This is a genomic window from Robinsoniella peoriensis, from assembly GCF_000797495.1.
GTDB lineage: Bacteria > Bacillota > Clostridia > Lachnospirales > Lachnospiraceae > Robinsoniella > Robinsoniella peoriensis.
In genome coordinates this window covers 495,007-516,878 of sequence record NZ_JTGN01000004.1, presented here as the reverse complement: position 1 = coordinate 516,878, position 21,872 = coordinate 495,007, and the positions used below count along the sequence as shown (strand labels likewise).

Below are 21,872 nucleotides of genomic sequence, written 5' to 3'. Positions count from 1 at the left end.
ATGACAAAAATACTTTGGTTTTAATTGGAAACGATACATGTGTGCATTACGCTCGCCTGATTAACGAACAACACACGTGTATTTTTGCACCCATTTTTAGAAAAGGAGATTCAAAAATGCCAAAAACCAAAGCACAAAATATTATTTTCACAATTCTCATGGCCTTCGCCATGGTCTATGCTATGATCTGTTATAACATAGCAATCAATCGGGGGGGAATGACAAACGAGGTATTCCTTCTGGCGTTTCATGAACTGGTCATTATGTGGCCGCTTGCATTTATACTGGAATTTTTTGCAGTCGAAAAACTGTCCCACATGCTTGCATTTCGTATTGTAACCCCAAAAGACCGCCCGATTTTTATATTGCTGGCAATTTCCTCCATGATCGTATGCCTGATGTGCCCCCTTATGAGTCTGGCAGCAACCATTCTATTTAAAAATCCCGGCAAAGATATTGTTGCAGTCTGGTTTCAGACAACAGCCATGAACTTTCCAATGGCACTGTGCTGGCAGATTTTCTTTGCAGGTCCGCTTGTGAGACTGGTTTTCCGGTCTTTATTCAAAAAGCAGCTTGAAAATTTCGTACCACAAACGGAACCTGAATGTTAATTCAAAGTGAATGATATCTTTTTTATACCACTGCCGGTACCGGCACCAACAATCCCCTGCTGGAACAACGCAAGGGGATGATGTGCCCTGTACAAGTTTCTATCGGGCATCTGCCTTGTACAGCGTAAAACACTCATATTGATGATTCGAGGGATCAGCACTGAAGGTTAAAGTATTATACTATAATAAATTCCGCAGATGCAGCTTCTTCTGCTGCTGCAAGACATTTTTCTGGTATTGCAGACAAGTGATGATAAAATAACAGCCATATATAAACAGGAAGATTCCATTTGCCCCGGCAAATGATAATAGCAGTGTTTTGCTTACTACAGGGCTGAAGTAACTGATCCCCGCTACATATATAATTACAAAAAGAAACGGGAGCATGATTGGAACTGCAAAATAGACAAGAGTCTGTTTCCAAATCAGCCTGCGTATTTCCACGTCACCCGCACCCATTCGCTGGAGCTGCTCATACTGGTAGCGGTACTTTTTACTGCTGCTCAGAAGCTGGACGGCAAGAATCGTCGCACAGATAAAAATACAGATAAAAGCTGCATAACAACAGATAAATGCCAGCATCATATAGATTGCCTGAAGTTCTGATTTTTCTCCTGCATAAGTGTATACTGCAATAAAACTGGCACCTTCACTTACTTTCTTTTCCTCTAAAAATTGCCTGAGTTCATATTTGTATTCCGTTTGTTCACGATCTGCTGTCATGGCAAAATAGCACTGCCGTTCTCCGGTCAGTGTATTGAGTGTTTCATCCGGCAAAACTAAGATAGAACCCGTGTTAGTACCGCTTTCATTAATCATATTTTGTGCAAAATCACTCTTCTGAACAGCCTTCAATTTATACTCTTTTCCTTCGGTTATCAGAGTAGGAAGTGCTTTTTCAAATTTTCCTGCATAATATTCTTCATCTGTCTGAATGTAATATTCATCTGTTTTCAAAGAAACTGTTTCCCTGCCCAGCATTTTCAGCAGTGCATTATAGTCAGAAAGCCGTATGGCACGGTCTTTATTCTGGCTGTCTGCCAAATCTTCAAATTCATTTTCTTCGGACCGTTTCTTTTTCAGAAGCGTAGCGATAATTTCACTGTCATTTAACCGATAGATATGATAAGAATGCTCTGTTGTTACCGTACTTCGCTGTCTGACAAAATCTCTGCAGGATTCTATATCCAAAGTCCCGTAGCGTTCGGAAACCTCTATATCGAAAGGGACTGATTTTGCCAGACTAGTCTCATACGAATTTGCCATAAAGGCAGCTCCCCCAAGTCCCAGCAGGGTCAGAAGTAACAGAATGGAAATGACGCCCATCTGTTTTCCGTTCGTCTTCAGCCTTCCGGTTAGCTGTCTGTAAAAAAAGATATTAAGATGATGCAGGCGGCGTTTTTCATTTTTCTTATAGCGAATCAGAATATTTTCAGACAGGTGCCTGTAAAATAGCAGCAGGCTGATGCCTTGCAGGAGTACACCCGAAACCATTAAAAAGATTCCGAAAAAGCCGGATAACTTCTGGACAAATGCAGTACCAAGGCATAGGATTCCAAAAATACCTGACAAAACTGCGAGAATAAGCTTTGCTTTTATATGTTTCCCTTTATTTGTAGAGGATTTTTCATTTTTCCTTTCATAATGCATCAGTTCTTTAATACGAATCTTCTTTAAGATTTTGTTCTGACGCAGCAGTGAAAGGGCAAACATAATAAAAAAGCAGAGAACGGTCAAGCCAACAGCCGGTAATTGAAACGATAAATCCATATAATAACTCTTATCAAACATCCGGAAAATCACCTGGCTTAAAACAAGATAAAAGAAATTACCCAATACAATTCCAACAAACAGAGTGGAAATACCGATTATCAGCTGTTCCGTCAGAAAAAGACGGCTCATGGTTCTGCGTTCCATTCCCATTGTCATATAGCAGGCAAATTCCCGGCTGCGCTGTTCAAAAATAAAACGGGTTATGTAGGAAATCAGCCACCCCAGAATTAGTACAACCATTATCGTTACGCATAACAGGATACTCATCATTTGCCCCATCAGTTTGTTAAATGAAGCTATTGCATCGGAAAACAGCAGGGAATTGTATGCGAATATTAACGTAATGCTTAAAATAAGTGTAAGAACATAAACGGCATAATCACCCAGGCTTCTTTTTACATTACGCAAGGCAAGTTTAGCGTACATGAGCAACATCACCGCCTAACATGGACATCACATCCAGGATTTCCTGGAAGAACTTCTTTCTGTCTTTATTTCCTCTGAGCATTTCCGTAAAGATTTTGCCGTCACGCAGAAACAGGATCCGGCTGCAGTGGCTGGCGGTAAAAGCGTCATGGGTAACCATTAGAATTGTAATCCCAAGAGATTTATTCAGATCCTTCATAGCATCCAAGAGCATGGCACTGGATGCGGAGTCCAGTGCGCCGGTAGGTTCATCGGCAAGCAGCAGGTCCGGTTCATTCACCAGCGCTCTTGCACAGGCACAGCGCTGTTTCTGCCCTCCGGATACTTCGTATGGAAATTTATGAAGTTCACTACGAATGCCCAGCTTTTCCGCAATGGCATTTACCTTTGGCGTTATTTCCTCCTGGGGCAGTTTGCGTATGGTAAGAGCCAGTTCAATATTTTCTCCCAGGGTAAGGGTATCGAGCAGATTATATTCCTGAAAGACAAATCCCAGATGCTCACTCCGGAAACGTGCAATCTCCTGTTCCGTCAGCTGTGTGATCTCCCGATCCCTTAAAAATATTTTCCCTGCGGAGGGATCATCCAAAGTAGAAACACACTGAAGCAGCGTTGTTTTCCCGGAACCGCTGGCACCCATAATTCCCACAAATTCTCCTCCTTCGACCGAAAAGTCCACATCATTCAGAGCCTTTGTTACATTTGCATTTTCTCCATAATATTTAGAGATATGTTCTATTTTTAATAAAGTTTTCATGTTTATCACCTCAGATATAGCATACCGCCTGTGCACTTTGGAACATAGCATATTTTCTTACAGAAATCTTTCCTTTTCGTAAGAATTGTCTCTACAGGCGCAAAGGTAATGCCATGCAGACTTCCGTATAGATATTTTCCTCTGACTTTATGCTTAATCCAATGCCCATATCCTCTGCATGCTTTTTACAGAGATAGAGCCCCATTCCGGTAGAACACAGATTTTTTCTGCCATTCTTTCCGGTGAAACCTTTTTCGAAAACTCTCGGTAAATCTTCCGCTGTAATGCCGCATCCATTATCCCGTATGAAAAAATGCAGAATATCCATTTGAATGCTATAAGTAAACTGAATGACCGGATCCTGGTCTCTCCGATAAACAGCGGCATTATATACCAGCTGGTTCAGTAAAAATAAAATACCTTTCTCGTCTCCATATACTTCCGGAAAAAACTCCGGGATTTCTATCCGCACCCGGTTTTGAATCAACATTTGCTTATTCATGGATAAACACTCATTTAAAACATCCAGGAAATTCACCTTTTTAAATATAAAATCGGTATGGGGACTTTCGCTTCTCCCATAGTAGAGAACCTGTTCTAAATGGTGGTTCATGGTTTCCAACTCCAACAGAATATCCCTGCTGTCTTCGGTCCGCATCCGTTCTGCAATTAATTTAATAGCGGAGATGGGCTGCTTCATATCATGAACATAAGTTTCCAGCCATTCCTGATAATCCCTGCCCTCACGCCTACTAAGCTCTATCTGCTCCAGCATAGATTTTGTACATTCCCGAAGCAGGCACAGATAACCCGTTTCTTCATAGGATTTCGCATCTTTCCATATCTGGGGGAAGAGGTACTTTTCATCCAGCTGGTCAACCAAAACTGCCATTTTACGAAAATATGCCCGCTGTTTCCGGTAACGCAGCAGATTATAACAGAAAATCACCGCCAGACATACAAAAAACAGCGGCAAAATCTGCCACCATCCCCGCTTCAACGCTCTTAAGTAGATACATGCACCAGACAGACCGATCAGCTGAATCAGAATATAGGTCAGACGCTGCTGCCAGTATAACCGCCCGTTCAAAGCTGATACCCCTGACCGTATCGTGTCTGGATGAGATCACCGGCATCCAGCTCTTTTAACTTACTTCTGAGCCGCGTCATATGGACGCTTAAGGTATTGTCATCTATATACACCTGATTATCCCAGAGTTCCTCTATCAAATCCACTCTTTTAACAATTTCCTGTGGATGGGAAAACAGATACGACAAAAGGAGGGTTTCCTGCCTGGTGAGGATAATTTCGCGCTCCCCTCTGCACAGCTTCCCTTTGGACGGCCACAGGGTAAAATCCTCCCAGAGCAGCCTGCGGTCCTCAGATAACCCAAAACCGCTTCTGCGGAGCAATGCCGCAATGCGTGCCAGCAGGATCGGCATATTGTAAGGTTTGCGGATAAAGTCGTCTCCTCCAAGAGTCATCCCGTACAACTCATCCATGTCAGAATCCCTGCTGGTCAGAAACATAATAGGGATTTTTGAAAAATGGCGGATGCTTCTGCAGATTTCATAGCCATCCCTGCCAGGAAGGGATATATCCAGCAGTATAAGCTTAAAATCACCTTTTTTCACTAAATCCTCTATCCGGTCATAATCATCTGCCAGTTTAACTTCATACCCATTGCTGCCCAGTTCCCGCGCAAGCTCCCGGCACAGGATCCGGTCATCTTCTATTAATAACAATTTCATATGTATTAGCTCCTATCACATGCTCTAGAGCGTTTTTTAAAATTGCTTTCTGGCAGCTGTGCGTCACAGTTTGTGGGAGATTTGTCCCGGATGAAGGGCGCGTAGCGGGCTACGTAACCTGAATTCGGGGCAAATCTGCCGCAAAGTGGGGCGTACAGATGGCAGGAATGAATTTTCAAACACGCTCTAGTATTTTTTTGCGGCACGCGGGCATTCGCTGCGAAATCCTGATGCATTTCGCAGCTCTCCAAAAAGTTTGAGATATAAGTATTTATCGGTAATTCAAGCTTTATGGAATACTACTCTTCTGTAATGATAGTATCATAATGAAAACTTTATGACAATGGGAATTTTATACCTCTGGCATTATCAGCAATAAATCGGATTAATTCTGCTGCGGAGTTCCGCTGCAGCGGAAAGACACGGCCATGGTACCTAAAATAAAAAAGCATGGACCAATAAACTTCATAACCGCCCTTATCGAATTCTTCTTCCGTTGGGAAATAGCCGGTGCACCCATTGGTATATCCGCCAAAATAGAAGTACTCATTTAGAAGCATTTCGGAAACTCGCAGTGCAAATTCACACATAATTTCATTCGCCACACCACAAAGGCAAAATGTGTCCAGGAAAAAATACTGAACTTCTATTTCCTCCTCCTGTACAGTAATCTGGTTTTGTAAAAGACGCTCTACTTCCATAAGCCATGCTGTTCCATCTATGCCACAGGCTTTTGCTGCTTCTTTTGCAATTGCAAGTGCCCGGTCATAGGATGGAACATCTGAAAAAAGAGTGATTTTTTCGGAATACATGGAGATAGATTCCAAATTCCTGGGAATGAGAGATGCTATGACCGGTTCTGTTTCCTGAAGCACAGTCTGCGCCATCTCGTTTAATGCCGCATCAGAGCGGATAAATCGGCTGTCATTGGCATCCGGAGGCAGAATCTTTGATTTAAAATACTTTGGCGCCACATTTCCGGAAGCACCCTGAGTTACCATGACCGGGCACCCGTATTGGGACTGTAATTCATCCCGGACAGTTCCGAAAAAGTCCGGTGAAATCAGATAATTATCAGCTTTCAGCACATTATTGTGAACGGTAAGGCGAAGAAGAATTAATTTCAATGCCCCTTCTTTTGCATCACAGATTTTTAAAATACCAATTCTTCTGTCTAATGCCTCACAACTGCTGCGTCGGTTCACACCAATGTCCGTATAAGCGTTGCCCCAGGCAGCATATACAGGTGTCAAATCCCGGATTGCCTCTGATACTCCGGATTTTACCTGTTTGCAGAGGAATTTAAAATATTCCGGAGCACTGCTATCGTTAGGAGCTGCATGCGTATGGGAAAAGCAAAGCATTACCTTTTCTCTGGAAACAGATAATAGATTCCCAATTTCATCCCGCAAAAAGTCGGCATGCTGTTTTGAAAAACCGATATGGTCGATCGCGGCAAGGCAGCATATTCCGTTATCTGATTCCCAGATAGTGATCTGTGCATACAGTGGCTGTAAAATACCTTTTGACCATTCATCCGTTCGTCCAAATCCAACGGTTTGAATCGAATTTGAAGGGGTGATGTTTTTTTGTGAAAAGCCCATTTTTATGGTGTGCATTTTGGATACCTCGTGTCTTTCTATGCTTTTAGTATTATGTTTTTGGATAATATATGATTTTTTTGTACTGATTCTTTCGTACTGTATCTATTAATTTTAGTATTCTTCAGCACATTACCAATTGATTTTTATTATACCGTTAAGAAACGTTGATGTGCAATACACAGAATATTTAGGTAATGTTTTTTATCATTCCAAGCCTGCTTTATAATGTTTATTATCCTATTTTTTTGAGGAAAGAGTTTTTTCGTTTCGCTGTGATCCTGTTCAAATGGCTTTATTTATATTAAATTATTACCGAATCATTTGAATCATGTTTCCAATATCTTCTGCTGCCATCTGAAATTTAGACTTTTCTATCAAAATATTCTGTCCGGTCATGATATAGGATGGCATTAAACGGATCCCTTTGTAGAAGAATTCACTATTTCGCATTTTATAAGTGGAGATAGCAGGAATTGCATTTTTCCCTGTCTCCTTTTTACTTATTAGATTGAATGCTTTTTTTGCAACATCCCCCATAAGCATAATTACTTTTACATTAGGAAAGAATGATAGTTCTTTTTCCAGAAACGGAAGGCTTTTTTCGATATCTTCCCGGCTGACTGCGTATTCTGATTTTGGGATTTTCACTGCATTGGTGATATAAACCCCCAAATCAACAATATCGTCTATGTTGTGTACATCAGCACCTGCCTTCTGGAATAAGGGGATTGCCGTTTCCAAATAAGCGGTTATCCCACCGCCATAAAAATCCTGTCCGGGATCGGCAGGAACCACTTCATTAATCATAATCGCCCTTATTTTTTCAGGCTGAATATCAGCATTACTAAACTGCATATTTACACTTTTACCCGGCAAACGTTCCAATTCATTTTTTATATTCATGTATTATAGCTCCTTCCTGTGATGCTGTAATGCATTTGCACAGCGCTTTATGATGTTTTCTCTTAACTGTCTCGGTGATACGATATCCACTTTGTCCCCGAAAGACATAATAAACTCATACAGCCATTGGGTCTCCGGCACGGCGGCCGTCACCTTATATCCGCTTTTAAGCTTTGTAATATCCTGATCATCAAAAATATCATAGATACGGTAAGCCATTTCATCCGGAAAATGCAATTCTATTTCCATAACCTGCCCCATAACTGCCGACTTGGGGAATACCGGATCATCGGTTCCAATCTTCCTGCAGAACTGCTCTTTTGTAAGTGTGATTTTCTTCATTCTGGAAACCCGAAAAAGCCTCTTCTCTAACCGATAGCGGCAAAATGCATAAATATACCAGGCTTTATCTTTATAGACTAGTTTCAATGGCTCGGCTTCTCTTTGCAGGTGTTCGCCGGAGGAAGCATAATAAGTAAATGAAAGAACTCTGCTTTCCAAAATAGACTGTTTTAAAATACTAAATATTTTTTGTTCATTTTCTCTGGAAATTCCCCAACGTGAGAAATCTGCCTCGATCCATTTTGTCTGAGCCGTCTGGAAAACAGCACCCATTTTTGTCAGAATATCTTCCGCGTCCTGATATTGTATTGCACAAAGGCTTTGCAGTCCCATCAGAATTTCCTGTTTTTCCCTATCAGATAAAATAGATTTATTCAGGACAAAATGATCCATCAACTGAATGCCGCCCTTTCTGCCTTTTGTGACATAAACAGGTATTCCGGCACTGCTGAGCATGTCCACATCCCGGTAAATAGTCCGAATGGACACTTCATACTTTTCGGCAAGTTCCGGAGCAGTTGCCCGCCCTTTCTCTAAAAGATAATAGATAATTTTAAATAAACGGCCCTCGGACATCCAATTCACCTCTTTCGTTATAGATAAGTTCTATCATATCATGAAAACCCTGACGATGTGTGTCAATATTTACTGTAAACTTTTTGCAAATTTTTCCTTCGAAAAGTGATTTGATATTATTATTCTAAAATCACCTTGGAAGTCGCAGTTCTGATCTACGCTTCAGACGTCCATGCAATTACTCCACACCTCATCTTTCCAATACTCATTTTCCGATACAAAACTGTATTTATCTTTATCAGAATGGTGGAACCCGGGAGTTATGGTTAATCGTACTGTGATGAGGATTCAAACTTTCCATACATATCAAAAAAGAACAGCATCACAATCTGTAATTGTAAGCTGTTCTTTTGAAACGTAGTTCTTAAAAAAATTCAAATAAATTAATATCCATCTCAACATCTGAAATAACTGCCGACAGCGTACAGCCTGGCGTCCTTTCTCATCTAAACCCAAATATTAGACAGCATCAATTTAATGAAATAATAATTTTGCCTCTTCCATATGTTTGATAACCGGAACACCAAATGGACATCGTTCTTCACAACCGCCACAGGCAATACAGTCCTCTGCATTTGCAGATAAACCGAAATAGTGAGCTTTTATGGTATCCGGAAGTTCTTTTTGCATTTCAGCTAAATCATAAAGCTTATGTACCATTGCGATATCAATGCCGCTAGGACATGGCAAACAGTGACCGCAATAGGTACATTGTCCGGAATATGCATGGCTTGGTGCCCCTGCAAGAACGGTTGCATAGTCTTTTTCTTCTTCTGAAGCTGTCTCATAAGCTACTGCCTGGTCTACGTGGTCAGTAGTATCATATCCAACGAGTACACTGGCTACAGCCGGTCTGGTTAATGCATAATGCAGACACTGGACCGGTGTAAGTGCTACACCAAAAGGTGAAGCTTCTGCCGAAAACAGCCTTCCTCCCGCATAACCTTTCATGACATTGATGCCAACATTTTCACGCTCACAGATCTGATATAACTCTGCACGCTCGGGAGCTATTCCTCCTAATTCATCTGCATATGACTCACTGAAATACTGTGTCATATCCTCTGTGGCGGGGAGCATATCAAATGCGGGATTGATACTAAATAATATCATCTCAATTTCGCCTTGTAATGCAGCAAGTTTTGCAACATCCGGATTGTGAGTGCTCAACCCAATATGGTGTATGACGCCCTGATCCCGCAGTTCCCTGACATACTCCATAAACTCACCTTGTACAATTTGATGAAACTCAGCCGTTTCATCTACAAAATGGATCATTCCCAGATCAATATAACTTGTGTCAAGTCTGATCAGTAAATCCTGAAAAGCTTCTTTTACTTTTGCCATATCCCGTGTTCTGAGATATTGGCCGTCCTGCCACGTAGAGCCCAGATGTCCTTGAATAATCCAGTTGTCACGATGGCCTTTGATCGCGGTTCCTATATTGGAACGTACATTTGGTTCCGCCATCCAGCAGTCTAAAATATTGATACCGCTCTCTTCACATCGCTTGATAACTTCCTTAATTTCTTCTAACGTATGCCGCTCTAACCATTCTGCACCCAGACCAATTTCACTGACACGAAGACCTGTTTTTCCCAAAGTTCTGTATTGCATTTTTTAACCTCACTTTCCTGTATTACCGTATTTTTATTTTAAGTCCAGTATAGCATAAAAACGAGCTTTTTCATATCATTTATATAGGCAGTTCTGTTGATTAATTTTAAATTTTGCACTGGTGATTATTATGTGGTGTTCTAACATAAGTCTACAAAGCGACTTACCGGATATGGTTCTCAAGATATAAAACAGCAGATAAGATCGAATGATCTCACCTGCTGTTTGTTACATTTTTATCACTGCTTTTATCACATCGTCTTTGTGATTCAGATTATAATCAACACCTTTTATAACGTCTTTAAAGTCATATGTATGGGATACAATCGCTTTTAGAGGTATGAGTCCATTGCTCACTGCGCTAATTGCAGCGGGATAAAGATTCCGGTAACGATATACTGAATAAATGGTGCCTTCCATTGCATTTAAAGTGGCAATATCCAGTTCCAGCACAGGTTCCGGAGACACACCTACTAAGGTTACTTTCCCCGCTCTTTTAATCAAACGGCATGTTTGAAGGGTTGTAATCCTGTTTCCGGCACATTCATATACCTGATCCACCCCTCCGCCTGGAAGAGTCTTTACGAACTCTTCGATATTTTCTGTCTTGCTGTTAAATACTCTGGACGCCCCAAGTTCTTTTGCTTTAGACAGACGTTTATCCAGAATATCCGCTACATAAATTTCACTGACCCCCCTGGCTTTTAAAGACATCAGTGTAACCAATCCAATACAGCCTGCACCCAGTACTACCGCTGTCTCACCCAGCTTTGCATTGGAAAGTCCACAGGCGTGCATTCCAACCGCCAGCGGTTCCATCAGCGCTCCTTCTAATGTTGATACATGGTCAGGCAGTTTAAAGGTCATGCTTGCAGAATGTGTACAATATTCGGAAAAGACTCCGTCTTTTTCTTTAGGTATAGCCATAAATTTTACTTCTTTGCATAGATTATAATGTCCCTTCAGGCAGTCTTCGCAATGACCGCAGGGAACCCCCGGTTCTAATGCAACCCGGTCTCCCACCATAAATCCGGTAACCCCTTCCCCTATTGCAGTTACTACTCCTCCTGGTTCATGTCCTAAAACCAATGGTCCATCAGGTACCCAGTTCGCAAGCCTTCCTTCAGAGTAAAAATGCAGATCCGACCCGCATACGCCCACATATTCTAACTTAATCTGCAGTTCTCCCCTTTTCGGCTGAGGAATAGGTCTTTCCTCCCATTCCATTTGTAACGGACCGGTCATAACTGCTACTTTCATTGTTCCTTCCATTTTAAACCCCTTCTTTCTGGATGTGATAGTATTTCTTTACATAAATACCTATTTGCAGGATGTGAATGTATTTTTTTACATATATACTAATTTACTAAATTTAATTAAGTATTGTTTGATTTACAAAAAAGTAATATAGATACTATATGTTTAATCTGCTGGCCATGTTTATTAAAAGTATTATAGCAATGTATATTTTATCTGTCAAGAATATGTTTTAATTTAATTAAGTAAAATTTATTAATAAATATCTTTTTTGCTCTTATTTAGTAAATAATATTTAGCAAAGATTGTTTAGCAAAGAATAGTTACAGCACTACAGTCAATTAAGTTTATGGCCAGCGGACGGAGTCCATACTGTGAACAGGCATAAAAAAAGAAGCAGATGTTTACATCTCCATCTGCCTCTTGCCAGGTATCTATTCTGTTTTCTCCTCCGGATGGTTTTCTAACTTTTTTACACTTTCCCTTATAATTAAATTGGTTCCGACTTCAATTTTTATAGATTGTTCCCTTGCTTTTTCCATCTTCGATATAAGCAGATCTACAGCAGCAGGTCCAAATATATTTTTAGGAACATTAATTGTGGTGAGTCCGGGTTTCACTACTTCACTGATGGGACGGTCATCGAAACCGACAACCGATATATCATCCGGCACGCTGAGTCCTGCTTCCTGAATGCCATGGATTGCACTGCAGCCTATCAGATCGTTTTCAGCAAAAAATGCAGTCGGATGCTTCGAATTACTTTTGAGATAATTTAATATTCCCTGCTTTACTTCATTTTCCGAGTACCCTACATCTACGACATATTCTCGGTTAAATGCCAGTCCCAGCCGTTTTAACTGGTTCTTATATACCATATACCGTTCATCAAAACTGTTGATCCGCACCTTGCTGCGAAGATAGCCGATATCCCTGTGCCCCATTTCATAGAGGTGCAAAAGTGCCTTACTCGTACCCTGGGTATTGTTAATTGCTACGGCATCTATATCATTTTCCTGAAAAGAATTATCCAGTACCACAAAGGGCAGCCCGGATTCTTTGAAAACCGCAAGATCTTCATATTGCATTTCCACTGCAAATATAATCAGCCCTTTACAATGAGCATTCCCCAGTAAGCATTCCTGTTCTTCTGCGGACATTTTTTTATCCAGATAAATAAAATTTAAGTGATAGCCGTATTTACTGACACTATAATTTATTCCTTCCAGAATACAGGTAAAAAATGGAGATTCATTGACGATATTCCCTCTTCTTTTATACACTACAAAGCCAATACTCCCGCTATTCACCACATTTTCTTTCAACATGTATTCACAGCCGAGTTCTTTTATTTTCCGGATAATTTCCTGTCGCCGCAGCTCTCCCACACCAGGTTTATTATTCAGGACAAGAGAAACCGTTGCCGTAGAAACTCCGATCATCTCAGCAATATCTTTTGCTTTTAGTGCCATAATTCACCTCCATTGCAATTTAATTAATATTACTAAATATTTTACTAAATTGCAAGAGGGAATGTTTCGTTTTTTTATTCTTTATTCGTTTTTCCCATCTGCACTAAAGCATAGGCAAACCATCCGAGACCTATCAGAGTTATCCCAACTGACAGCCCAACCGAAAGGCCCGCAAAAAATCGCTGCACATCGCCTGCGTTATTTCCTGCTTCAAAAACCGGTATACGCCCAACCATTACAAGAAATAAACCGATAAATAAATTTTTTTGTGAATTAAGCTTTTCTAATAATTTTAAAAGTTTTAATGCATTTTCATCTGCTATATGGTTCAGATTTTCTTCATTGATTGCTTCTCCGGATAGCAATTCATTCATGGAAATATTCAGTATTTCACACAAGCGCATATGTAAAGACCAGTCCGGCATGCACTTTCCCGTTTCCCATTTGGAAACAGACTTATTGGATACGCCTAACATCTCAGCAAGTTTTTCTTGTGTGAGATTTTGTTCCTTTCTTTTGGCAGAAATAAATTTTCCGATTTTTAACTGCTCCATTTAAACACCGCCTTTCCATATAAATATATCCCTTATTTGCTAAAATTCCAATCCCCTGGAGGTAGAATTCAGGTGGAATCAGCTATTTTCCCACCAAAATTTCTACTTTCACAAGATATTCTTCTTCGTCCTGCATAGCTATTTCATTTAGCGGATATTCTTCATAAGCATCTCCGTAAATCTCTATATTTTCACTTTTCAGATATTGAAATAACCTTTCGTAAACCTTATGTGATTGTCCGTAACTGCAGCGGCCATAAGCGGTAGCATATAAGCCTGCGGGTTTGTAGCCGTTGGCGCCCTGCGTTACTTTCAGATAATACCGGTAGACCGGGTCGATGGATCTATTTTCCAGAATGTGTTTTGCAATCACCACCCCTATCGGATATCCCAGCTCCATCCCGTGCTCTTCAGCATAGTTATAGAAAGATATCATTTCCTCATCCCCAATCTGGCTCTTTTCAATCGGACACCCCAGAAAAACAGGTTCCCTCTTCTTCTTCAGAATCACAATCTGATCAGTATCTACGGAAAGTGCTTCGTTTGCCATGTTCGTATATAATCTCATGATTTCCTGCATCCGGCTGAGTTTTGTGATTTCTGCCTGAATTTTTTCTTCCTGTGCCTGAAACAAATTTATCATCTGCTCGGGTGTCCGCCCTCTGGCGTAATGTTTGATTTCCTCAATTCCAATTCCCAGTTCCCGAAGGGCTGCGATCAGGTAAGCAGAACCCAGCTGACGACGGGTATAATACCGGTATTCATTCATTCCACGGTGTTCGGGAATTAACAGGCCAATCTTATCGTAGAAAATCAGATTCGCACGTTTTATTCCCGTAAGACGTGCAAATTCACTGATCGTCATATATTGTTTATTCTTCATTTTTATACCCCTTAATAGCGCATGCTGGCTTGTGCCATCCCTGAATTAGTAGTTATGTTTTTTCATTCTTTCTCTCTGGATCCAGTCCAAATAAAAATATTGACCTCTTCTAAAAAAACTTCAAAAAAAATACTTGACTGTAAAGTAACTTCATAGTTTATAGTACCATTTAGTGGCAAAATTAGCAACTTATTTATTACATGATGGAGGTATTTATGACATTTTTAAAATCTTTTTTTCTAAAAAACAAAGGAAAATCAGCCATTATGCTGCTCCTTCTTCTGGGGCAGGTGGCAGGCACTCTGTATATACCGTTTTTAATCGCAGGAATCGTAGATAAAGGCATTATGAAGGAAGATATGAATGCCATTCTATCAATAGGCATACAGATGCTGATCGCTGCAGTTATAACTACAGCGGTTGCGGTACTTGGCAGCTTTTATTCTGCAGATCTGGCGGCTGCTTTTGGCAGGGATATGCGAAATGCCGTTTTTTGCAAAAGCCAGGAGCTGTCTCTTCGGGAATTTGACAGTATCGGTGTTTCTTCTATGATTACACGAACAACATCTGACATTTCCGTTTTACAGCAAAGCCTAGGGATGATCTTCCAGCTGGTTGTTCCGGCTCCTCTTATGGTTATTGCATCTGTTATTATGACTGCAAAGGTAAATTTGTCCCTTACTTTGATTCCGGTGCTCTGCATTGTGTTTTTCTTAATACTTGCATGGATAATTCTGAAAAAATCAGGTCCTCTTTCCGCACAGATTCAGCTGAGAATGGACAATATTAATCAGGTTGTACGGGAATCCATTACCGGAATCCGTGTTATACGTGCTTTTGACAATGGTACTTATGAACAGCACCGCTGTGACAAGGCTTTTTCCAGATATGCGGATAATATGATTAAACTGAATAAACTGTTTGCGCTCCTCAATCCCACCGTTTGGCTTGTGATGGGACTTTCTATGGCTGCGATTGTTTGGTTTGGCGGCTTAATGTCTCTGAAAGGAACCATGCAGATCGGGGAAATTACCGCAGTAACCGAATATACGATTATGACGTTGGGATATCTGATTATGGCTGCATTATCCAGTGTGACCCTTCCAAAAATGAAGTCCTGCCTTGACCGCCTGGAAGAGGTGCTCCACATGACGCCTGAGATTAAAGATGCTCAGATGAAAAACAGCTCTTCCCTGCAAAACGGACCGGCGGTTCAATTTGAACACGTGACGTTTTCTTACCACGGTGCAGAGGAACCGGTCTTACAGGATCTGTCCTTTTCCTGTTATGCCGGAAAGACGACTGCAATCATTGGAGGCACCGGATCCGGAAAGAGCACCATTGCCAATCTCATGCTTCGTCTGCATGATATAAATTCCGGGAAAATTAGTTTAAACGGAACTGATATACGTACAATGTCACAGGAAAAACTGCGGAAAAACATTGGATATGTGCCGCAAAAAGCTTTCTTATTCAGTGGTACTATTGCCGATAATCTGCGCATGGGATGTAAAACAGCCACAAAAATGCAGATGCGAAAAGCTCTTCGTATTTCCCAGGCCGAACATTTCGTAGACGGTCTGCACAATGGATTGAATGCCCCGGTATCCCAAAGCGGTTCCAATTTCTCCGGCGGACAGAAGCAAAGACTGTCAATTGCCCGTGCACTGATCAAAGAATCACCGGTTCTGATCTTCGACGACAGCTTTTCCGCTTTGGATTTTAAAACAGATGCGGCTCTGCGAAGAGCATTAAAAAAGGAAACACCACAGACAGCAAAGTTAATTATCGCCCAGAGAATCAGTACCATTATGGATGCTGACCAGATTATTGTACTGGACGAAGGCAAAATCGCAGGAATCGGAAAGCATACAGCATTAATGCAAAACTGTCAGGTCTATCAGGCGATTGCAAAAAGCCAGTTATCATCAGAGGAGGTTACAGCAGTATGAAACAAAATAAATTTACAAAAAAGAAACCCGTTGTTGACATAGAGGTTTCGGATATACCACAAAATACAAAAGCAACGGTAAAACGCCTGCTGAAACGTCTGTCAAACCAAAAAGGAAAACTGATTTTAGTTCTGCTTACGGCATTATTAAGCAGCGCAGCCTATGCATTAATGCCACTTATGGTAGGTGCCGGGATAGACAATCTCTTAAAGGCTTTAAAAGCTTATAAAAAAGGATCTGACATTTTATTCTTAGTTAGCGATGCGCTCCTGGTTCCGGTTCTGATGATTGGTGCTGCTGCATTGGCAACCTGGATCCTTTCTTATATACAGCAATATATAATAGCCAGTGTTGGAGAAAAATTTACGTTATCACTTCGGCAGGACATCAGTGCAAAAATCACGAAACTGCCGCTGCGCTATTTTGATTCCCATAAAACCGGAGATATAATGAGCCGCATTACCAATGATCTGGAAAAGGTTTCGGAGGTCCTACAGGTGGGATTGATGCAGTTTATATCCTCAGTCTTTACCATTCTGATTACTGCAGTGGCGATGCTGTTATTAAGTCCAGGTCTATCCCTTCTGGTCCTTGTCTCAGTAGCTGCCAGTACGGTGGCAACCAAATTTGTCTCGGATCTGAGTCAGCGCTATTTTGCACAGAATCAGGCGGCAGTTGGTGAGCTAAATGGCAAGGTGGAAGAACTCTATACCGGAAACCGCATAATTAAAGTATTTAACCAGCAGTCAGAAGCGATTGATGAAGTCCTGGCACTGAGCAATCAACAGTTTGAGGCTAACCGGAAAGCCCAGTTTGCAAATTTTGCCATTTATCCGGCAATCCGTATTATTAATCAGCTGGGATTCGTGGCAACCGCCCTGGTGGGAGGATATCTGGTTCTGCAGGGACAGATTTCCCTGGGAATCATCCAGGCATTCCTGCAATATGAAAACCAAATTTCAGAACCTGTCACTCAGGCATCTTATGTCATTACTTCTCTTCAGGCAGCAATTGCAGGTGCAGAACGTGTGTTTACCATTCTGGATGAAGAGGAAGAACCGGCAGATGCAGCTAATGGCTATTTACCTCCATCCAATGGCCATGTAAGTTTTAATCAAGTAAAATTCGGATACTCTCCGGAGAAAATATTAATGCACAATCTGAATCTGGAAGTGCATCCAAATGAAATGATCGCTATTGTAGGTCCTACCGGTGGCGGAAAAACGACACTTATTAATCTGCTTATGCGTTTTTATGATCTGAATGGCGGCAGCATCTCCGTAGACGGTGTGGATATTTCAGCCATGCCCCGTGGAGAACTGCGCCGCCGCATTGGGATGGTTCTGCAGGATACCTGGCTGTTTGAAGGTACCATTGCAGAAAATATAGCCTATGGAAAAATGGACGCTACACCGGAAGAAATTAAAAGAGCTGCCCGTGCTGCTCGCTGTGACCATTTTATACGTACGCTGCCAAATGGTTATGATACCGTGATATCCAGCGAGGCATCCAACATCTCACAGGGGCAGATGCAGCTTTTAACAATCGCGCGTGCGATGCTGACCAACCCTTCCTTTATGATATTAGACGAAGCGACTTCCAGCGTAGATACCAGAACCGAGGTCGAGATTCAGAAAGCCATGGCTGATCTGATGAAAGATAAAACAAGCTTTGTCATTGCACACCGTCTTTCTACTATAAAAAATGCAGACTTAATCTTAGTGGTAAAGGATGGGGATATTATAGAACGCGGTACGCACAATGACCTGATAATGCAGGATGGATTTTATGCTTCTCTTTATAACAGTCAGTTTGAGGCATCTGCATAGAATTATCAGATATATTCTATTTTTTGTTCCTGATAAAAAGGCGTAAATGGAGGAATACAATCCTTCACTTACGCCCTACATACACACAACATTATCCCAAAACAAATTTTTTTATCCTCTTGGAATCTGCCTTTGGATTATAACGCATGATCTGGTCTGAAATTCGCTGTAATGCATCTTCGCCTTTTATATGTCCGGCTTCTTCTAACATATCATCCGGAAAGAAGTCTTCCACGAGACAGAATACAGTAGATGACCACCCATACTCCTCTCCTTTTTCCGATAGTTTCTTCTTCTGTCCGCACATGGTAATATACATTTTCATCTGCAGTTCTGTTAAACCACGTTCAAATGCAGCTTTATCTTCTTTCGAGAATCCGCCTGCCTGTTTCAGCAGATGCAGGGGCATCCTTCTCTGCTCTTTTAATATTTCATAAATTATTTTGGCTGGATGGCTGATCTTTCCCTGGGCATACGCTTCTTCAAAACTGGTTTTGTCACGGCGTGCGGCGTAAAAATAGGGATACCATTCTTTTGTAATGAATCCACTCTTTTTAAAAAACAGCTTTCCATAGGCAATATCATCCCGTTCATTTAAGACCCTCATACGCCATTCCCAGGGATCAGTATCTGCTTTTTCCGTATGCCACTCAATTTCCTCACCAAAATAATTGCACAGGGAAAAGATTTGTTCATCATTCGTTCCACCCATACTCATTCCGGTTATTAAAAGTGATTTTATAAAATCGTTGTAACACTTGATTGTTTTTATTTCATCCATTGTTTTTATCCTTTCATTTACAGAATACCGGTATCATGCACCGGAAATAATTTTTCTTTATTATATCACAGGAAACAGGACAACTGTATGTCATGTTGCGATTTCAAAACCACTACAAAAATCCACTGCCGCTGTTTCCCAAAGAAGACCATACCGGTTAATGGCATGGTCTTTGCATGGTGAATTTGATTAATTGCTATTCTAGTTAATACGCATATAAATATTATCCGGCTTCAGGAGTATAGATTACACTATTCCCATTCTGCTTCATCAACACAGAATGCGCAGGTATATTTTGATTTTCATATTGAAAATCTGCATCTGTAAAATTAACCACTGCCGTTAATTGTTCTCCATAATTTGTCATCTGCACCAGTCCATCATCAGTAAGGTATTCAAAATCCGTCATTTCTTCCTGTACGGCTTCTTTACTAAATTGTGACCAGGCAGCAGTATGGCTTGTAATTGCTGTTTTATATTTTTCCCATTCTGTGCTGTCCAGATGATAGAGCGGCGGTACATTGTAGAGAACTTCTCTAAGCATACGGTCTTCCACTTTATCTTTAATTTTAAATGTTGACCAGTCCCAGTGATATGTGGTAATTACAGAATCATTGTAAACCAGTTTATACAGCGGAACATCATACCTGGGATTCAGGAATATCTGTGCATATTGCTCTTTCACAGGAACTTGCCGTGTAAAACGTTCTGCGGCCCCGCCCTTTGGATTATAATATTTGCCTATATAGTATTCGCTGTCTTTATTGTTCTTCATATCCTCATCCATCCAGGAAAAGCTCTGCAGTTCTATTCCATGGGCAAATGCTATGGTAGAAGCGGCAAAATCGCTGCCTCCTTCCGAACCGATTACTTTATTGCTGTCCCGTATCATTGACATCCGTTCCAGTCTTGCCTGCAGATCCTCCTGCTGGGTTGTCAAATGTTCCGGTGTATAATCATCATATATTTCTCCTGTTGCATCACAATCGATAAACCAGGAGTTAAATCCCACTCCATTCCCTTCGATGCTCTGCAGGCGCTGCTCTACGGCGGGTATGGATAATGTCGGATTCAGTTTTCGTCCTACATTCTGAAATCCTGTGATTTTTTCCCCATTCTTATCTTCAATTACCGCATTTTCATAGAGGGACGTATCCTGGAATGCAGCCGTAATCCATTGTTCTTCACCTGGTTTGTGGATGGAATGGTAGGAGTCATACGGTCCAATTAAATAGTCCTTAGAAACTGCAGTTTCTACCAGCTCCGGCTTGGCATATGCCTGTTCCCAGCTGTTTAACCCGATCCAGGCATGGTCTATCCCGTTTTCTTTCAACTCCCGGACAAGATTTACCGTTTCCTGATTCATCCAATTATCCACTTCTAAAAATACCTCAGGTAAATTAGCAGCCAGAGCATGTTTATGAAATTGCAGCTGCTCTGATTCACTAAGGTTATCCAATCCTTTCTTAATGCAGCTTTGCATAAATGGATCCTGGATGTCTAAAGCTTCCTCCTGATAAAAATCATCCTGTTTCAAAATTTCACTCAAAGCCCGGCAGACAATATCCTTTTGGTATTCACCTACATAATCCTGAGACTTTATTTCATCTAGGGCATTGATTGCTTCATCACCCGATTCTAATTGTGCAATACGCGTTTTTAACCACTCCATCACACTGCTGTCAATGGAGCCGCGAAATGCCTGCCAATTCACATCTTCCGAGGAAATGATTAACTCCCCCCAAAGATAAATGTGGGGTGCACCATAAAGTTTTTGGATATCTTGATTTTGTGCTTCCTTTTCTTTTAAAGTTACAAACTGTCCCTTTTCCATGACGTAACTGCGATAGATTTTAGCCGCTGCAACCGGGTCATTTTCTGTTAAGTAAAACCGGAATCGCTGTTCTTTTTCCGGATCGATTTCCGGGTATTCGTGTTTTAGGGTAAAAATATTCTCGCTGGTTTCTGAAAACATAAGCTCGCTGCGATATGGATTTTCTAAAACCGTAACTACGGCGTTTTCTCCCTGTGCCGCAGCCCAAAATGGCATAGAAAGCTGCTCCATAACGGAAACGGATGTTCCTTTCAGATAGTTGTTCCAGACGGGATCATCTTTTGGTACTCTTTTTCCTTCCCCCAAAGGAAGATAATACATATCTCCGGAAATAACAGGCCAGTTAAATTCATTATCCATTTCTTCTTCTGAACGTACGGATACCTCCAGATAATCTTCAGCAGGAGTTATGGTTACTGCTATTTTCTCCTTGGGATATAACCAACTGGTCACACCTTTTTCCTGTGTGAAATTTTCTACCAGACGCTGTTCACCGGGTTGGGAAACAACCACGGTTTCCTTACCCTTCTTTACCTCCAAAGTAAAAGTTTCCGGATTCACTTCATAGGCTGGCGATAATGTATTAACATTTTCATCCCCTGGCTCATTAAACTTTGTACTTTTGGACTGCACGTTATCATTTGTTTCTTGAAGCTGAACTTTATCATTTGTTTCATCTGTTGAAATTTTTGAAGCACATCCGGTTAAAACCCCCATGATGACCCCAATTCCAACACATAGGTTCAAAAGCTTTCTTTTTGTCATTTATTAACCCTCCTTTAAATTTGTACATTACATACCATAAAGGATTCATGTGACAGGCATTTGACAAAAGAAAAAATAAAAATTGAAAAACTCCAGGCAAATCCATTCGGCTAAGCAGAAAGCTTATACCGGATGAATTTCCCAGGAGTTTCCCTGAAAGTACTATAATTGTAAAATTATATAT

Annotated in this window: 18 protein-coding genes; 3 read left to right on the top strand and 15 right to left on the bottom strand. The window is 41.0% G+C overall.

Features of this window, described 5'->3' with window-relative positions; genetic code table 11:
- Positions 1-116: 116 nt before the first annotated feature.
- On the top strand, positions 117-611 hold the full coding sequence (locus tag QR40_RS10875) for a DUF2798 domain-containing protein (protein WP_044294896.1): 495 nt from the start codon (positions 117-119) through the stop codon (positions 609-611).
- Positions 612-791: 180 nt separating this feature from the next.
- On the opposite strand, the gene QR40_RS10870 is transcribed toward QR40_RS10875, so the two are convergent.
- From QR40_RS10870 to QR40_RS10815, 13 genes are all read right to left on the bottom strand, one after another.
- Entirely contained in the window at positions 792-2,810 is a 2,019-nt protein-coding gene (locus QR40_RS10870) for an ABC transporter permease (protein WP_044294894.1), read from the bottom strand.
- Complete coding sequence (locus tag QR40_RS10865) at positions 2,800-3,567, bottom strand: ABC transporter ATP-binding protein (RefSeq protein WP_027292900.1); 768 nt, start codon at positions 3,565-3,567, stop codon at positions 2,800-2,802. Before QR40_RS10865 ends, QR40_RS10870 begins: the two co-directional genes overlap by 11 nt.
- A 91-nt stretch (positions 3,568-3,658) precedes the next feature.
- Positions 3,659-4,657: a sensor histidine kinase gene (locus tag QR40_RS10860; protein ID WP_044294892.1), complete on the bottom strand. Its 999-nt coding sequence runs from the start codon at positions 4,655-4,657 to the stop codon at positions 3,659-3,661.
- Positions 4,654-5,319, bottom strand: coding sequence for a response regulator transcription factor (locus tag QR40_RS10855; RefSeq protein ID WP_044294890.1), 666 nt, complete (start codon positions 5,317-5,319; stop codon positions 4,654-4,656). Before QR40_RS10855 ends, QR40_RS10860 begins: the two co-directional genes overlap by 4 nt.
- 5 nt (positions 5,320-5,324) lie before the next feature.
- Positions 5,325-5,555: a DUF6783 domain-containing protein gene (locus QR40_RS33640; RefSeq protein ID WP_081998860.1), complete on the bottom strand. Its 231-nt coding sequence runs from the start codon at positions 5,553-5,555 to the stop codon at positions 5,325-5,327.
- A gap of 99 nt (positions 5,556-5,654) precedes the next feature.
- The gene (locus QR40_RS10850; protein WP_242858483.1) at positions 5,655-6,923 is read right to left on the bottom strand and encodes an alkaline ceramidase; all 1,269 of its coding nucleotides are present in this window, start codon (positions 6,921-6,923) and stop codon (positions 5,655-5,657) included.
- A 309-nt stretch (positions 6,924-7,232) separates the two neighbouring features.
- Positions 7,233-7,826: a uracil-DNA glycosylase family protein gene (locus tag QR40_RS10845; protein WP_044294885.1), complete on the bottom strand. Its 594-nt coding sequence runs from the start codon at positions 7,824-7,826 to the stop codon at positions 7,233-7,235.
- Positions 7,827-7,829: 3 nt separating this feature from the next.
- A complete protein-coding gene (locus QR40_RS10840; RefSeq protein WP_044294883.1) occupies positions 7,830-8,744 on the bottom strand; it encodes a helix-turn-helix transcriptional regulator in 915 nt (304 codons plus the stop codon).
- Positions 8,745-9,218: 474 nt separating this feature from the next.
- Positions 9,219-10,361: an aldo/keto reductase gene (locus QR40_RS10835; protein WP_027292894.1), complete on the bottom strand. Its 1,143-nt coding sequence runs from the start codon at positions 10,359-10,361 to the stop codon at positions 9,219-9,221.
- Between the two features lie 228 nt (positions 10,362-10,589).
- Entirely contained in the window at positions 10,590-11,633 is a 1,044-nt protein-coding gene (locus QR40_RS10830; RefSeq protein WP_044294877.1) for an NAD(P)-dependent alcohol dehydrogenase, read from the bottom strand.
- Between the two features lie 419 nt (positions 11,634-12,052).
- On the bottom strand, positions 12,053-13,090 hold the full coding sequence (locus QR40_RS10825; protein WP_044294875.1) for a LacI family DNA-binding transcriptional regulator: 1,038 nt from the start codon (positions 13,088-13,090) through the stop codon (positions 12,053-12,055).
- 74 nt (positions 13,091-13,164) lie between these two features.
- Positions 13,165-13,644, bottom strand: a complete 480-nt coding sequence (locus tag QR40_RS10820; protein ID WP_044294873.1) for a helix-turn-helix domain-containing protein — start codon at positions 13,642-13,644, stop codon at positions 13,165-13,167.
- Between the two features lie 82 nt (positions 13,645-13,726).
- Positions 13,727-14,527, bottom strand: coding sequence for a MerR family transcriptional regulator (locus tag QR40_RS10815; RefSeq protein ID WP_044294871.1), 801 nt, complete (start codon positions 14,525-14,527; stop codon positions 13,727-13,729).
- 215 nt (positions 14,528-14,742) lie between these two features.
- Between QR40_RS10815 and QR40_RS10810 the strand changes: the two genes are divergently transcribed.
- Positions 14,743-16,479, top strand: a complete 1,737-nt coding sequence (locus QR40_RS10810; protein WP_044294869.1) for an ABC transporter ATP-binding protein — start codon at positions 14,743-14,745, stop codon at positions 16,477-16,479.
- Complete coding sequence (locus QR40_RS10805; RefSeq protein WP_027292888.1) at positions 16,476-18,308, top strand: ABC transporter ATP-binding protein; 1,833 nt, start codon at positions 16,476-16,478, stop codon at positions 18,306-18,308. Before QR40_RS10810 ends, QR40_RS10805 begins: the two co-directional genes overlap by 4 nt.
- A gap of 91 nt (positions 18,309-18,399) precedes the next feature.
- On the opposite strand, the gene QR40_RS10800 is transcribed toward QR40_RS10805, so the two are convergent.
- Together QR40_RS10800 and QR40_RS10795 are read right to left on the bottom strand one after the other, a co-directional pair.
- A complete protein-coding gene (locus QR40_RS10800; protein ID WP_044294868.1) occupies positions 18,400-19,089 on the bottom strand; it encodes an AlkZ-related protein in 690 nt (229 codons plus the stop codon).
- 223 nt (positions 19,090-19,312) lie between these two features.
- The gene (locus QR40_RS10795; protein WP_044294867.1) at positions 19,313-21,688 is read right to left on the bottom strand and encodes a glycosyl hydrolase; all 2,376 of its coding nucleotides are present in this window, start codon (positions 21,686-21,688) and stop codon (positions 19,313-19,315) included.
- Positions 21,689-21,872: the final 184 nt, after the last annotated feature.